The organism is Nocardia fusca NBRC 14340 (assembly GCF_001618425.1).
GTDB lineage: Bacteria > Actinomycetota > Actinomycetes > Mycobacteriales > Mycobacteriaceae > Nocardia > Nocardia fusca.
On record NZ_BDCU01000071.1, the window covers coordinates 1 to 13,473 of the forward strand.

Below are 13,473 nucleotides of genomic sequence, written 5' to 3' on the forward strand. Positions count from 1 at the left end.
TTTCCCGTTGTGCCGGGGCGTATAGGGAGTGATCCGCTGGTGGCAGGCCCCGAGAAGTGGTTCTGATCGTGGATTCGGGCACCGCTTGATCGTGAATCTCAGCACCGGCCGCTGGCGACGGATGTTGTGGTCGCGAATTTCGACACCGCCGGATACCTTCGCACTTGTGACAGAGCTCCGTGCCTTCCGTCAAGCGTGCTACCAAGCTGCTCGGCGCACCGGTGGCACGGTGATCGAGTTCCGCCTGGCTGATGGCAGGACTCCGAACTTCCACCAAGGAGTCATCACCTACCGCGGCCGGCACGTCACAGTGGTTGCGTTGCGCGACTCCGCGGTCCTCGCGATCGCCGAACCACGGGTGATCGAGACCGACGGCGTGATCGAGTCCGGCCCTCTCACCTTCGTAGAGGCTCCCGACCTGGTGACTGCCCTGTCCGAGCAAGCCGGGTTCGAAATACTCACTGCGGCCGAGCTCACTCGGCCTTTCGACGCAGCGGCGTGGCCGGAGCTGGACGAAGCCGACATCCGGTACTGGACACCAGAGACTGTCGGTGACGCTCTTTTCAACTACTGGGACTGAATCGGCCCACTCACCGGAGGCTCCCGGGTTGGTCGAGACGGTTCGCAAGACAGCGACCAGGCGCGCTGGAGATCCGTACTCACACGGCTTGTGAAGAGACGACTACGACACCGGTGTCGAGATTCTCGACCAGACTCCAGTGCGGAGTCCATCCGATCGACGCCCGAATTCGCGATCAACTGACTCCCGATTTCACGACCGAAGCCGCTCCCTCGATCGCTGGATATCGGGCACGCATATTTCCGGACAGCACCCTCTGTTCCGATTTTTGCTTTCGCGCCGTTCGATGGGGTCGATGCGGTGATTCGACAACTTGCCGACTACGGCCCCGCAGCGTCTCTCTTCCAGGAGTTCTGCGCGATCTGGGAGGTTTCGCTTTCACGGCTACATCGACCGAATCCCTGGATAGCCCGAAGCGCAGGAGAGTCCTGCTGTCTAGCGGGTAGCCCATGGCCTGTGGGAGTTCAGGCATGTGGCCGAAGCTCGTGCCGAAGACCTTGCCACTAGGTTGGTGACCAGTGTGTGTGGGGGGTGGGGGAGCTGGCCTGTCCTTTCGCCCGGTGGTGCCGCCCGGCGGGCGCGGTCAGCATTCGCGGTAGAGCACCAAGTGCTCGTGGTAGAGCACACCGTCTCGAACATCGCCGGTCGCGGTGAAGCCCAGATCGTCGTGATAGTCGAGATGGCTGCCGGTCACGGTGTAGCGGCCGGTGTAGGCGCGTTTGCGGCCGTCGCGTTCCTCTTCGTAGCGACCGCTCGCAAGGAGTTCCTGGCGGATGCGGCCGTCGGCGGTGACCCACATGCCGACGTACGAGTGGGGGGCGGGTGCCGATCGGCTGCCACCGATGGCGGCGAAGGCGAGCAGCGTAGTGAGCAATCCGAGAAGGCGCCGGGTGCTTGGGTACATGGGAGGGTCCTTCGAGCGGTGGTGAGGGGATGACGGACCGGTCGATCCAGGTTGCCGACCGGTCCGCAGGGTGGATGGGTGTCAGCCGTAGCCGACGGGCGGACGCCGATTCAGCGGGCGCGCCGGTCCCCGGCGCTGGTGTGGCCGGGCATGACGCTGGTGTGGCCGGTCATGAGGTGGCGTTCAGGATACGGTCGCGGGAGGCGTGCACGTCTTCGCGCAGAGCGGCCAGGTCGAGGTCGAGCACGGTCCCGGCCCACTTGCGGACCTGGCCGGCGATGAAGACAGCCTCGACATTGCGTGCGTCGGAGCCGAGGACGAGGGTGCCGATGGGGTCGTTGAGCGGCATGTTGTTGAGGTCCTCGGCGCGCACGACCAGCACGTCGGCCTGCTTTCCCGGGGTGAGGGAGCCGGTCACGTCGCCGAGGCCGATGCTCTTGGCGCCCTGCAGGGTGGCGAAGTCGAGCACGTCGTGTACGCCGATCCGGGCGGCGGGCTGATCGCCGGTGCCGTAGGCGGCGTGGACGGCGCGCATGCGCTGGATGGCGTGCAGGGCGCGCATCTGTGTGAACATGTCGCTGGCCAGCGCGACTTCGACATCGATGCTCAGGCCTGGCCGGATGCCGACGGCGAGCGCTTCGTCGATGGCCGGGATCGCGCTTTCCAAGCCGATCTGCGCGTCCGAAGTCGGAGCGAGCGCGACATTGGTGCCCGTGTCGGCCATCGCCTGCCAGGCCTGTGGGGTCAGGCCGGTGCAGTGGATGAGGGAGACGTCCGGGCCGAGCAGGTCCTGCTCGGCCCAGCCGAGGATGGCCGCGGAGGAGGGCAGGCCGAAGACGGCGTCGATGCTGACTCCGATGCCGAAGTCCCGGGCGATGCGTGCGAGGCGTTCGCCGTAGGCGAGGTCGGGGCCGGCGACCTCGTCGGTGGCCAGAGCGGCCAGGCGCAGGGTGAGCAGCCCGCCGGGAGCAAAGTAGGTGTCGTGTAGGCGGGTCAGGTCGGCCGGCCATTGGCCGTCCCAGTTTCCGAAGTGTGGCCGCATGGAGGCGTGCACGCCGCGGATGCCGGTCTCGGCCAGTGCGCGGATTGCGGCGTCGGAGTGGGCGGCGGTGCGGGAGTTGTGGGAGAAGTCGAGCATGGTGGTGATGCCGCTGTCGATGGCGGTCAGTGCGGCCAGGCGGGTGCCGATGTACATGTCGTGTGGCTGGTAAGCGGGGGCGATACCGGCCAGGGTGGAGGTGACGTACTGGCCGAGGTCGTTGACGTCCGGCATGATTCGGCGTAGTTGCGCCTCCCAGGCGTGGCGGTGGGTGTCGACGAAGCCGGGGGCCAGGATGGCGCCGGTGACGTCGAGGACCAGGGCGTCGTCGGCCGCGAGGTCCGGGCCGACGGCGGCGATCCGGTCGTCCTCGATGAGCAGGTCGGCGCCGGGGAGGACGCCCGACTCCGGGTCCATGCTGACGACAGCGGCGGCTCCGGTGAGCAGGATTCGTCGGCCGGGGGTGCGGCGGCGCAGGTCATCCAGGGTGGCGTTCATGGTGCTTCCTTCAGCGTGCAGGGGTCAGGCGTGGGTGAGGTACTGCCACTTGGTCATGCGATGTCGCAGGTCCACGGTGGCGGCGTTGGCGGAGAAGGTGCCGTTGCCGCGGTGGTGGAATTCGCCGGCGCCGCGCTTGCCCGGATCGATCCAGGCCTGCTCGGCTTTGAGGATCCACAGGTGGTGGTCGTCGGCGAGCCGGTCATCGGCCACCGTGCATTCGATGTTGGCGAAGCATTCGGCGACGAGCGGCGCCTCCACGGTGGCGGCGGGCACGGGCGTGAAGCCGAAGCGGCGCCATTTGTCGGTGTCGCGACCGGAGATGTTGCCGGTGTCGACCACTTTCTCGGCCAGTTCGATGGACGGGATCGCCAGCACGCATTGCCCGCGCTCGCGCAGGGCGGAGTGGCTGTGGTCCCAGGGGCCGATGATGAGCCCGATGAGCGGGGGCTCATGGGCGATGGGCATGTTGAAGCCGTTGGTCATCAGGTTGGCCTGGCGGCCGTCGAAGGTGGAAACGAGCAGTACGGGCCCGGGTTCGATGAGCCGGTGCACGTGCTGCAGGGGGTATGGCGAGAATCCGGTTGGGTTCATGGTGCGCTCCTTGGGGTGGGGGTCTGCCCGGCTCCGCGCGGGCCTGGGCAAGGCCAGACCGGTCGTGTCAGGTTGCGTCAGACGGCCTGCCGTGGCGGCCTCGATGCCTCCGGAGAGGCCCGCGACCACGGCGATGCGACATGTCAGCGAGTTCCGGTGAGCAGAACAGCAGTCATGAGAAAGACCTCTTCTCATGTCTGGGTTGAGCTGCCGGAAGCCGCTGGTCAGGCCGCGGCGTCGTCATGCAGGGTGGCGGCGGACTGGGCCCGCCATGGGGCCAGATCCTGCTCGATCTGCTCCAGCTTGACCTGTAGCCGCTCCAGGGTGTCGGGCCCCAGGTAGAGGTGCGTGGGCAGGCTGGCCTGACAGGTGACCTCGTAGATGAGGGCGGCGCCCTTGACCGGGTCGCCCAGCTGGGTGTGGTTGGCCGTGCTGACCCAATCGAGGGTCATGTGGGCCGGGGTGCCGTCGTAGGCGGCGATGCGGCCGGTGGGCATCGATAGGGAGCTGGCGTCCAGGAAGTCCGTGCGCAGCACACCCGGCTCGACCACCATCGACTGGATGCCGAATGGTTCCAGCTCTTTCGACAACGCCTCGCTGATGCCCGCGACCGCGAACTTCGAGGCGCAGTACATGCTCACCCCGGGTTCGCCCTCGAATCCCGACCGCGACCCGATGTGCACAAGCTTGCCCGAGCCCTGCCGACGCATGACGGGCAGCATCGCGCGGGTCATATCGATAAGCCCGAAGACGTTGAGGTCGAACAGGGACCGGGCCTCGACGTCGCTGATCTCCTCCAGGGCGCCGAGCAGGCCCCGGCCGGCGTTGTTGACCAACACGTCGATGGTGCCGAACCGGTCCACGGCGGCCTGGACGGCGGCGGGAATGGCCGCGCTGTCGGTGACGTCCAGGGCGACGGTGAGCACCTTGTCGGCCTTGTCGAGATCGTCCGGCACGCGGGCCGGGTTGCGGACCGCGATGACGACGTTGTCGCCCTGGGCGAGGGCGGTGCGGGCGATCTCAGCGCCCAGCCCACGGGAGGCTCCGGTGATGAACCAGGTGGCCATGATGGTGTCCTTCGTTCTGTCTCGCTTGACTGACATCTACGAGTTTTCCCAGTTCAGAGAGGCGAAAGAAGGTCATAACCTTCCTGGGAGTGATGTACCTAGGAACCGGCCGGAGCGGCGGGTAGCGCGCACAAGAAGAGCCGAGCACGGCCCGGCGTCCTTTGAACTCGCACAGCGGCAGTGCATTCTCAACGGGGAGCGACGCATCACCGCTCCCCGTTGAGCAGGCGTAGCCCCGCTCTTCACCGGTCCTGAGGCGGGATTCGCCCGGTCGTGTTGTCGACCGCGATCACGCGGCGGCCGGGTCGGTGACCGAATGTTTCGAGGAGGCAGCCAACCGGATGTATGGGTCGATCAGGAGTGGAGTCGCGGACGCATAGCGGCAGATAGCCCGTCGGGCCCCGAGCTGAGCCGGCTCTGCCTCGATATCGACCTCGACCTCGATCGCGCCGAAGAAGTTGCCGTTCTAACTGCGTTCTGGGGGTGTACGAGTCGGGCTGCGGGGAGACGGCAGCGCCGCAAATGCCGGATACCCGGCCGCCCCTGAGATGTCGAAGTACTCGCTCCTCACCGTCCCGAAGGCAGCCTGCAGTTCCTGGACAAGGCCCCGGTCCGCTTGGCCAGCACCAGTGGACGAACCCAAGAGTTCCGGCTCACTGTCAACGGAATTCTCCTCGCATGCCCTGCAGAGGGTGCGGATAGCCGTGAGGCGGGAGCGGGCGGCGGACGCCGGTGGAGCGGACGTGCCTGCGCCGCGGTATTGCGGTGGGACTCACTTGCTCCCCGGCTCGGTGGGGCTGCGGGGATTCTCAGGCAGTGTCGGCGTCGCGTACGCGGTGAAAGCGGATATCGATGTCCTGGGTGCTGGCTTCCGGAATCCAGGCCAGGAATTCGCGCACGTAGGGCGTCTGCATGTGAAAGTCGAACGCCTCCTTCGATTTCCACGTCTCAAAGATGAACCAGTCATTGTCGTTGTCGGTGGACTGGTAGACCTCGTAGCGGACGCAGCCTTCTTCCTTGCGGGTGGGCTGGACCAGGGCGAGCAGGCGCTGGCCGACGGTCTCCGCGAGGCCGTCCCTGGCCTGGACGAAGGCGGCATTGACCACGTACGAATCCATGGCTGCTTCCTCTCTGTTCGGTAGACTTTCGGGCCAGTGACGCGTGGGTGCGCCCGGACTGACTCGACCCTGTGGTGAGTAGAGCAGCACAGTCCAAACACTCGTGTCTTGTTTTCACCGGCAAGGTCGCGGTCACCACTGGTGGCGTTTTCGGTGTCGTGCGCCGCTCCCCGGCCCGGCACATACGAGTGTTCCCGCTCCTGCCTGGTGCATCAAGGCTGCGTTTCCTGAAGTGCCACACCAAGGCAGGCACTAACCAGGCCAGCGCGAAAAAGCGCGAACCGGCACAAAGATGGGCTGAGCACAGGGCGGCATGGTGGAACGGCACCGGAATTACCTCGGCCCCCGGCACGGCAAAGTCCAGCTCGAACATATCCAGGGGGCGACGAGAAACAGACGGGTTAATCGAACGCGGTCCATCGAACATGCGCTTGGCCCGCAGCTTCGGGAAGGCTAAGACTGTCGAGGGCGCCGGGTTCGGTCCGGGCGTCACACGGTAACAAAATCGGCCGGAGACCGGTATTAGGAGCTAATGGGGCTGCGGAAACGCAGCCGACTTTCGCGCGGGGTGACTTTCCCGAGGCCGCTGCTGGCCCCAGTAATCACTGTTATCTTGCTCTGCGTCATGGTTACCGGCCCCCTCGATGCAGACGACGCATGTCATCGGCGTAGTCCCGGGCAGGCGCATGCGCTGGTCGACGGAGCCGGGCAAGGATCGGATTGTCGATCAATGGCTGCGTTCGGCCACGCTCGATCAACTGATCCTGTCGAGGACTCCCCGGAGAGTGCGGGCGAAAGCCTCCGGTTGGCCCGGGTAGCCGGACTCAGGGCCGGTGAATCCGCCGTGATGGCTGGGGAAGAGCACCGCCTTTTGACCGAGGCGGTCGGCGATCGCCGTCGAGGTGCGGTCGGTGACCGTGCCCGCCGACTCCTCGCCGCAGCCGATGACGATCCGGGTCGGTGCCGCGGTGAGCGCGGCGATGTCGACGCGGTAATCGAGGACCGGCTGGCAACGCTCCGACAGCAGCGGGTGGTCGCGGGAACCGTCGTCATCGGCTCGTAGCGCGGGATCGAATGCATCTCGAATGTCATGCGGAAATAGACGTTCCGGCCGCGCAACTGGTTCCGCAAGCTCATACTGAAATGTCGTACCGGGGCGATGTTGGCGCCCCGGTACGGCTCCGAGGACCGGGGCGCCAGTGCGCGCCGGTCCTTCCTTACGCGCTCGCCCCGCCGGCGGCGACCCTCCTCCCAACTGCTCGTCACCCGGCGAGGTCTTCTCGCTATGCCAGGTGAGTGGTGCGAATCCGCTTTCGGCACGACGCTGCACACTCTCGGTACCGTTGACGATGATGCCGCTGTCGTCGCCGTAGCCGGAGTAGGCCACAGCGATGCGCATGATCATCGTCTTCGCTGAGTTCCAGGTGATCTCGACCCGGGCGTTTCCGGCTTCGACGCCACGCATTAGGTAGTGTCCGGCGGGCAAGAACAGACTGCCCGGGATAAGCGGGTCGCCGGTGGGTCGCAGGTTCGAGCGAAATCCGGAGAGTTGCGGTGATTCTGTCCGGCGCTCGGGGTTACGGCCGAGATCCGTGCGTCGCCTCGTAACCGGTGGTCAACCAGTACACGGCGCGGTCGATGGCGGGCACGATTGTCGCTGCCTCGATTTCGCCGCGCGCGACGCGTCCCGAAAGCCCGTAGACCAGGCTGGTGAGGATCATGTCCAGGTCCTGGATGAATTCCGCGTCGATATCGACCAGTACCGCCATCGCGGCGGGAACGACGGCGTCGAGTCCATGGCTGGCGAGCGTCTCCCCGCTTGCGGAGGAACGTGCGCGAAAGTAGGCGACGAGCAGGCCGGGGTGCCGCTCCCAGGGTTCGAAGATCGGGCGTAACACGTGCATGAGCGCGTTGTGGAGCGAGTCTCCGGGCCGCGGGCGCGATGTCGGTATTCCCGCGTAGCGGTTCTCCTTCATCCACCAGTCCAGTGCGGCGAGAATGAGTTCGTCGCGCGTGCTGTACAGCTTGTAGATCTTGGCCAGTGACACACGAGCACGCCGCGCGACCACCCGCACCTGCACTGCGTCGTACCCCTCGGCCTCGAGGATATCGATGACCGTTTCGCGGATGCGCTGCTCACCGTCGCCGACGGCTGATTCCATCACCACATCGTAGTGTTCGCTCAATTCTCGCGATTCCTTCCCTCTCGGCAGCGGAACTGCTATTCTCCATAAGTGGTATCCACGATACCACAGTTCAGGCGCATATTTGCGCTTCGCAGATCGTCGCGTCTGCCTCGTGAAGTAACCGGGGTGGAGCGAATTTACTCGGCACCGAAGCGAGGATCGATGGGTTCGTTAGATGGCAAAGTCGCCTTCATCACCGGAGTGGCACGAGGACAGGGCCGCAGTCACGCGGTCCGCCTCGCAGGTGCGGGTGCCGACATCATCGGCGTGGACATCTGCGCTGATATCGCGTCCAATCGTTACCCCCTGGCAAGCCGGGACGAGCTCGACGAAACGATCGCGCTCGTCGAGGCGACAGGGCGCCGGATGATCGGCTCGGTCGCCGATGTCCGCGACTTCCTCCAGCTCCGCGACGCGTTGAATAGCGGAGTGGCCGAGCTCGGCCGCCTGGATATCGTCTGCGCGAACGCGGGCATCGCGCCGTTGTCGCTGGAGGAGGTCCCGATCGAGACCGAACTCGAGCAGTGGGCCGATGTGATCGGTGTGAACATGTCCGGCGCGTTCCACACCGCTCGTGCCGCCATCCCGCACCTGATCACCGGTGGGCGCGGCGGTTCCATCATTTTCACCAGCTCCACCGCTGGTCTGGTGGGTATGGGTGGCATGGATGGTGGTGGGCTCGGCTACGCCGCGTCCAAACACGCCATCGTGGGAATCATGCGTTGTCTGGCGAATAACCTGGCCGCACACAGTATTCGCGTCAACACTGTGCACCCGACCGCGGTGAACACCATGATGGCGGTCAATCCCCAGATGATGGAGTGGGCGGCGAACAACCCCGACGGCGGCCCGCACCTGATGAACCCGATGCCCATCGCAATGCTCGAACCCCAGGACATCAGTGCGGCGATCGCCTTCCTGGCCTCGGACGAAGCCAAATACATCACGGGCGTGACGTTGCCCGTCGATGCCGGCTTCACCAACAAGCTGTGAGGACGGGATGGCCGAGCACATACGACCGCCCGGACGGGCGGCCGGTAAACGCGTACTGATCACCGGTGCCGCCCGCGGAATGGGCCGCAGCCATGCCGTGCGCCTCGCCGAAGAGGGAGCCGACGTCATCCTGGTCGACATCTGCCGGTCGCTGTCAGAACTCGAATACCCGCTCGCTACGCCCGACGATCTCGCCCGAACAGCTCAGCTGGTCGAGAAGCACGGCCGGCGCGCGATTGCCGCGGTAGTCGACGTTCGTGATGCGGAGGCGCTGGTCGACGCCGTCGAGGAAGGGGTTGTTCAACTCGGCGGGTTGGACGCGGTCGTGTCCAACGCGGGAGTCCTGACCGCTGCGACCTGGGATACGACGACATCTCAACAATGGCGCACGGTGGTGGACATCAATCTCATCGGCACGTGGAATACCTGCTTCGCCGCGCTTCCGCATCTCGTCGAGCGCGGCGGCAGCATCGTCAACGTCAGTTCGGCGGCGGGTCTGAAAGGCACACCGTTGCACACCCCGTACACCGCATCCAAGCACGGTGTCGTCGGCCTGAGCCGGGCGTTGGCCAACGAGCTCGCCGCGCAGAATGTCCGGGTCAACACCGTCCATCCGACCGGGGTGGCGACGGGTATGTCGCCGGAATCGCTGTTCGGCCTGCTCTCCGAGGTCCGTCCGGATCTGGCGCCGCTGTTCGGCAATGCGCTACCGGTTGTGATGACCGAGGCCATCGATATCAGCAACGCGGTGCTGTATCTGATCTCCGACGAGGCACGGCATGTGACCGGAATGGAGTTCAAGGTCGATGCCGGTGTCACGCTCAAATGAAAGCTGAAGATATGGGGACCACCGATACCTCCACGGCGCGTTCGGAACGTGGCAGGAGCGCATTCACCGACGTCATGACCTTCGAACCGCCGGCGGATTCGAGTCCCACGATGACCGGCGGCCTGATCGACTTCGTATTCGCCGAAGTATGGACCCGGCCGGTGCTCAGCCGCCGCGACCGCCGGTTCATCACCCTGTCGTGCGTGGCCGACTCCGATGTCGAACAGCCCTTGGTCGACCACGTATATGCCGCGCTGAACAGCGGTGACATTTCGATCACCGAGATGCGGGAAGCCGTATTGCATTTCGCCGTCTACGCGGGATGGCCCAAAGCATCCCGGTTCAACATCATCGTCGATATGCAATGGGAACGGATCCACCGCGAACGTGATCTGCCGACGCCTGCTCCCGAACCGCTGCTGCCGCTGGTCACACCGAGTGACCCCGAGGAGCGCCTGGTGCAGGGAACGGCGACCTTCAAGGATGTCAACTGCTTGCCGTTCGCTCCTGACCGAGACAACCCCTATCAAGGGGCGGGCATCCTCAATTTCGTCTTCGGTGAAATGTGGGTTCGGCCGGGCCTGAGTATGAGAGCGCGCAGATTGATCACCGTGGCGTGCGTGGGATTTCAAGATGCGCCGATTCCGATCCTGTCGCACGTCTACGCAGCGCTCAAGAGCCGCGACATTTCCTTCGAGGAGATGGACGAACTGGCCCTGCAGTTCGGCGCCTACTCCGGACTGCCGAAGGCAGCACACCTGAGTCAGGTGATCAGTGAGCAGAAGGCCCGCGTACTCGACGAGTGGCGTGCCGAAGCCGAAACGAACTCGTAGGAGCAACCGTGACATCCGACACTGACAATCCCCGGTCCGGCGCAACTCTCTCCGGAGACCTGTTCATCGCCGGCGATCGGGTAGGTGGGTCCTCCGGCGGCACGTACGAGCACATCTTCCCGGGCAACGGCCGCTCGAACGGGACGATCCAACTGGCCGGACCCGAGGAGATCGATCGCTCGGTCGAGACCGGTAAACAGGCGCAACGGGAATGGATGTCGTTCACCGCCGACCGCCGACGTGACCTGTTGATAGACCTCGCCGATGCGGTGCGGGACCGTTTGAGTGAATTCTCCCAGCTCAATGTTCACGATTACGGGGTCCCGGTATCGCTGGCGATCAATACCGTGCTCGTCGAACGCTTTCTGCGTCACTTCGCTGGTTACGTCGACAAACCGCACGGTCTGAGCAGTCCGGTGGCGGGGTCGAACGATCTCGATCTGATCGAACGCGAACCCTACGGTGTCGTCGGTGTCATCGCCCCATGGAACGGTGCGATGGTCGTCGCCGCGGCCTGCGTTGTACCCGCGCTGGCGGCCGGCAATGCCGTCGTCTTCAAACCGTCGGCCTTGGCGCCCTTCGCGGCATTGCGCTTCGGTGAGCTGTGCACCGAAGTGGGATTGCCCGCAGGTCTGGTGAATGTGGTGCCGGCCCGCGCCGAGGGCGGCGACGCACTCGTGCGCCACAGGGGGGTCGGCAAGATCCACTTCACCGGCGGGGGCGAGACCGCGCGGAAGATCCTGACGGCCGCCGCCCAGAACCTCACTCCGGTCGTCGCCGAGCTCGGGGGCAAGTCCGCCAATATCGTATTCGCCGACGCGGATCTCGATGCCGCCGCCCAGTTGTCGGCCTACCAGGGACCCATCGTCCAGTCCGGGCAGAGCTGCGCATGTGCGAGCCGAATCCTGGTCCAAGAATCGATCTACGATGCCTTCCTGGAGAAATTCATCGGGGCAGTCGAAGCCGCGAGGATCGGTGATCCCTTCGACCCGGGCGTCGTGTTCGGTCCGGTCGTGAGCGGGCCCGATGCCGACCGCATCCTGGGTGTGATCGACGAGGCGGTCGCCACCCGGGCCGGAAAACTGATCACAGGCGGCAACCGAATCGGCGGTGATCTGGCCGAGGGCTATTACATCGAGCCCACGGTATTCGCGGACGTCGACAACCGATCGACATTGGCACGGGACGAAACCTTCGGACCGGTGGTGTCGGTCATGAGCTTCACCGACGAGGCGGAAGCGATACGGCTGGCCAACGACAGCAGCTACGGCCTGAATGCCTTCGTCCAGACCACGAACCTCACTCGTGCCCATCGCGTCTCACGGCAGCTGAAAGCCGGGTCGGTCTGGATCAACCAGATCAGCGATATATCGCCTCAGGGGCCCTACGGGGGCTACAAACAAAGCGGCTTCGGACGGACCGGCGGTATCGACGGGCTATACGAATTCCTGCAGGTGAAGAATATTCGGATCGCAATGGGCTGACCTCCGCTGCCGGCTCCGGGCCCGCCGAGTCGCTTTCCGGGCGCGTTGGCTCGCACGTAGGCGGCCGGTGGAGCCTTCATCCCCATCGGCTCGACGGGAACGGAAACCCCATGATCTTGCACTCCCGACCGGATGCCCGCACACATCCCTTGGCATTCGCCGCCGCGCAGGCGAGAAGAACCCGGACCGGCCACCGATTGGTTGTAGCGACCTCCGGGGTCACCGCCGTGGTCACGCATGCCGGCGGCTGGCTGTTCGACAGAGTGATGGCGGGCTGGGAGGTCGTCGTCCTGGTCGATGAACGCGAGGACCGGCGACCGCTGGATATCCTCGGGGCCCACGTCGTCGACCTCGAATCGGCCTTGATGTCCCAGACTCGGGTTCCGCTACCTCAGGCGATCGCGGTCGACCCGCAGCTGTACAGTGCCGACTCCCGGGTCCGCGACGGAATCACCGAAGTCTTCGAGTACCGGCTCATCGAGGAGGTCACGATGTGGGGCCGGCCATTCGCGGATGCTGTGCGGGTGCCCTTCGTTCCGGTACAGCATCAACTGAGCACGGCCGCCCGAACGTTCAAACAGGCCGCGTTGTCGGCGGCGGGTTCCCGCGCTACTCCGGCCGGTGCGGCCGAGCTCTTCCTCACCCGCGCCGGAAATTCCCGGCCGCGGGCCATCCGCGATCTGGCCCCGGTGAGCCCGTGAAACCATCCCGCTTTCGACCGTCTTGTGCGGCGAAATAACGGCCCGTAGTCCCCCTCTGGAGACTCTGAAAGGGGCTGGTATGCCCGCTCGCCGGCTCGATCTGCTCGACTGCCCGGAACTGCGTACCGCGGCTGAGTCCGCGCCGGAACCCGGGGACGGCAGCGCGGTCATCGAAGCCGACAGCCAGGATTCGGAACGCGACCGGCTCTTCGGGGGTCAGGTTCCGGCACAATCTATTCGGATCGGCCCCCGGAAGTCTGTGCCGGCCGCTGCCTGGCCACCGCCGCTCACCGGTGCGTCGACGATCTGAACACCCTGTTGGGCAGCGAGCAAAGCGATCTCGCGGCAGGTGTCGGGGTGAACCGTGCTGTGTATCGCGATGATCCCGCCGGATGTCAGTCCACTGAGGACGCCCTTCGCGCCCTCGGCAACCTGTGCGACGTCGGCATCGCCGACCACGCACAGGCAGACCAGATTGCTGGCGGCGGCGAGCGCAGCCGGGACTCGGCGACTGCCGCTCCGGTATCGGCGAGCGCCGCCAGCGTCTCGGAACGACGTGCCCACAACGTAGTCGGGTGTCCCGCGGCGGCTATGCGCCGCGCCATGGGAGCGCCCCGGCTGCCGAGCCCGATAAAACCTACACGCAC

13 protein-coding genes and 1 pseudogene are annotated in these 13,473 nt (G+C 65.5%); 6 read left to right on the forward strand and 8 right to left on the reverse strand.

Features of this window, described 5'->3' with window-relative positions; genetic code table 11:
* The first annotated feature begins 166 nt into the window (after nt 1–166).
* On the forward strand, nt 167–580 hold the full coding sequence (locus NF4_RS35190) for a hypothetical protein (protein ID WP_063131716.1): 414 nt from the start codon (nt 167–169) through the stop codon (nt 578–580).
* A gap of 583 nt (nt 581–1,163) precedes the next feature.
* Here NF4_RS35190 and NF4_RS35195 read toward each other — a convergent pair.
* From NF4_RS35195 to NF4_RS35225, 7 genes are all read right to left on the reverse strand, one after another.
* On the reverse strand, nt 1,164–1,484 hold the full coding sequence (locus NF4_RS35195) for an Atu4866 domain-containing protein (protein WP_084533828.1): 321 nt from the start codon (nt 1,482–1,484) through the stop codon (nt 1,164–1,166).
* A 169-nt stretch (nt 1,485–1,653) separates the two neighbouring features.
* Nucleotides 1,654–3,021 carry an amidohydrolase family protein gene (locus tag NF4_RS35200; protein WP_157120773.1) on the reverse strand — a complete coding sequence of 456 codons (1,368 nt, stop codon included), beginning with the start codon at nt 3,019–3,021 and terminating at the stop codon, nt 1,654–1,656.
* A 24-nt stretch (nt 3,022–3,045) separates the two neighbouring features.
* The gene (locus tag NF4_RS35205) at nt 3,046–3,744 is read right to left on the reverse strand and encodes a flavin reductase family protein (protein WP_198165596.1); all 699 of its coding nucleotides are present in this window, start codon (nt 3,742–3,744) and stop codon (nt 3,046–3,048) included.
* A 95-nt stretch (nt 3,745–3,839) separates the two neighbouring features.
* On the reverse strand, nt 3,840–4,718 hold the full coding sequence (locus tag NF4_RS35210; protein ID WP_232330801.1) for an SDR family oxidoreductase: 879 nt from the start codon (nt 4,716–4,718) through the stop codon (nt 3,840–3,842).
* 773 nt (nt 4,719–5,491) lie between these two features.
* A complete protein-coding gene (locus NF4_RS35215; protein ID WP_063131720.1) occupies nt 5,492–5,800 on the reverse strand; it encodes a putative quinol monooxygenase in 309 nt (102 codons plus the stop codon).
* A gap of 754 nt (nt 5,801–6,554) precedes the next feature.
* Nucleotides 6,555–7,265: a hypothetical protein gene (locus NF4_RS39695; RefSeq protein WP_232330802.1), complete on the reverse strand. Its 711-nt coding sequence runs from the start codon at nt 7,263–7,265 to the stop codon at nt 6,555–6,557.
* A 112-nt stretch (nt 7,266–7,377) separates the two neighbouring features.
* Entirely contained in the window at nt 7,378–7,962 is a 585-nt protein-coding gene (locus NF4_RS35225; protein ID WP_063131746.1) for a TetR family transcriptional regulator, read from the reverse strand.
* Nucleotides 7,963–8,148: 186 nt separating this feature from the next.
* Here NF4_RS35225 and NF4_RS35230 point away from each other — a divergent pair, with 186 nt between their 5' ends.
* The 5 genes from NF4_RS35230 to NF4_RS35250 all read left to right on the forward strand — a co-directional run bounded on the left by NF4_RS35230 (nt 8,149) and on the right by NF4_RS35250 (nt 12,826).
* Nucleotides 8,149–8,979 carry a mycofactocin-coupled SDR family oxidoreductase gene (locus NF4_RS35230; RefSeq protein ID WP_063131721.1) on the forward strand — a complete coding sequence of 277 codons (831 nt, stop codon included), beginning with the start codon at nt 8,149–8,151 and terminating at the stop codon, nt 8,977–8,979.
* Between the two features lie 7 nt (nt 8,980–8,986).
* Complete coding sequence (locus NF4_RS35235) at nt 8,987–9,808, forward strand: mycofactocin-coupled SDR family oxidoreductase (RefSeq protein WP_063131722.1); 822 nt, start codon at nt 8,987–8,989, stop codon at nt 9,806–9,808.
* An 11-nt stretch (nt 9,809–9,819) separates the two neighbouring features.
* Nucleotides 9,820–10,641 (forward strand): carboxymuconolactone decarboxylase family protein, encoded by an 822-nt coding sequence (locus NF4_RS35240; protein WP_063131723.1) that lies wholly within the window; start codon nt 9,820–9,822, stop codon nt 10,639–10,641.
* An 8-nt stretch (nt 10,642–10,649) separates the two neighbouring features.
* Nucleotides 10,650–12,125 carry an aldehyde dehydrogenase family protein gene (locus NF4_RS35245; RefSeq protein WP_063131724.1) on the forward strand — a complete coding sequence of 492 codons (1,476 nt, stop codon included), beginning with the start codon at nt 10,650–10,652 and terminating at the stop codon, nt 12,123–12,125.
* A 110-nt stretch (nt 12,126–12,235) separates the two neighbouring features.
* Complete coding sequence (locus tag NF4_RS35250; RefSeq protein ID WP_157120774.1) at nt 12,236–12,826, forward strand: hypothetical protein; 591 nt, start codon at nt 12,236–12,238, stop codon at nt 12,824–12,826.
* 264 nt (nt 12,827–13,090) lie between these two features.
* On the opposite strand, the pseudogene NF4_RS37335 reads toward NF4_RS35250, so the two are convergent.
* Nucleotides 13,091–13,473: pseudogene (locus tag NF4_RS37335) on the reverse strand (NAD(P)-binding domain-containing protein); the annotation flags it as partial.

Coding starts and splice junctions, on each gene's coding strand:
- NF4_RS35195 (WP_084533828.1), bottom strand. CDS start 1,484: ATGTACCCAAGCACCCGGCGCCTTCTCGGATTGCTCACTACGCTGCTC.
- NF4_RS35200 (WP_157120773.1), bottom strand. CDS start 3,021: ATGAACGCCACCCTGGATGACCTGCGCCGCCGCACCCCCGGCCGACGA.
- NF4_RS35210 (WP_232330801.1), bottom strand. CDS start 4,718: ATGTCAGTCAAGCGAGACAGAACGAAGGACACCATCATGGCCACCTGG.
- NF4_RS35215 (WP_063131720.1), bottom strand. CDS start 5,800: ATGGATTCGTACGTGGTCAATGCCGCCTTCGTCCAGGCCAGGGACGGC.
- NF4_RS39695 (WP_232330802.1), bottom strand. CDS start 7,265: ATGCGTGGCGTCGAAGCCGGAAACGCCCGGGTCGAGATCACCTGGAAC.
- NF4_RS35225 (WP_063131746.1), bottom strand. CDS start 7,962: ATGGAATCAGCCGTCGGCGACGGTGAGCAGCGCATCCGCGAAACGGTC.
- NF4_RS35230 (WP_063131721.1), top strand. CDS start 8,149: ATGGGTTCGTTAGATGGCAAAGTCGCCTTCATCACCGGAGTGGCACGA.
- NF4_RS35235 (WP_063131722.1), top strand. CDS start 8,987: ATGGCCGAGCACATACGACCGCCCGGACGGGCGGCCGGTAAACGCGTA.
- NF4_RS35240 (WP_063131723.1), top strand. CDS start 9,820: ATGGGGACCACCGATACCTCCACGGCGCGTTCGGAACGTGGCAGGAGC.
- NF4_RS35250 (WP_157120774.1), top strand. CDS start 12,236: ATGATCTTGCACTCCCGACCGGATGCCCGCACACATCCCTTGGCATTC.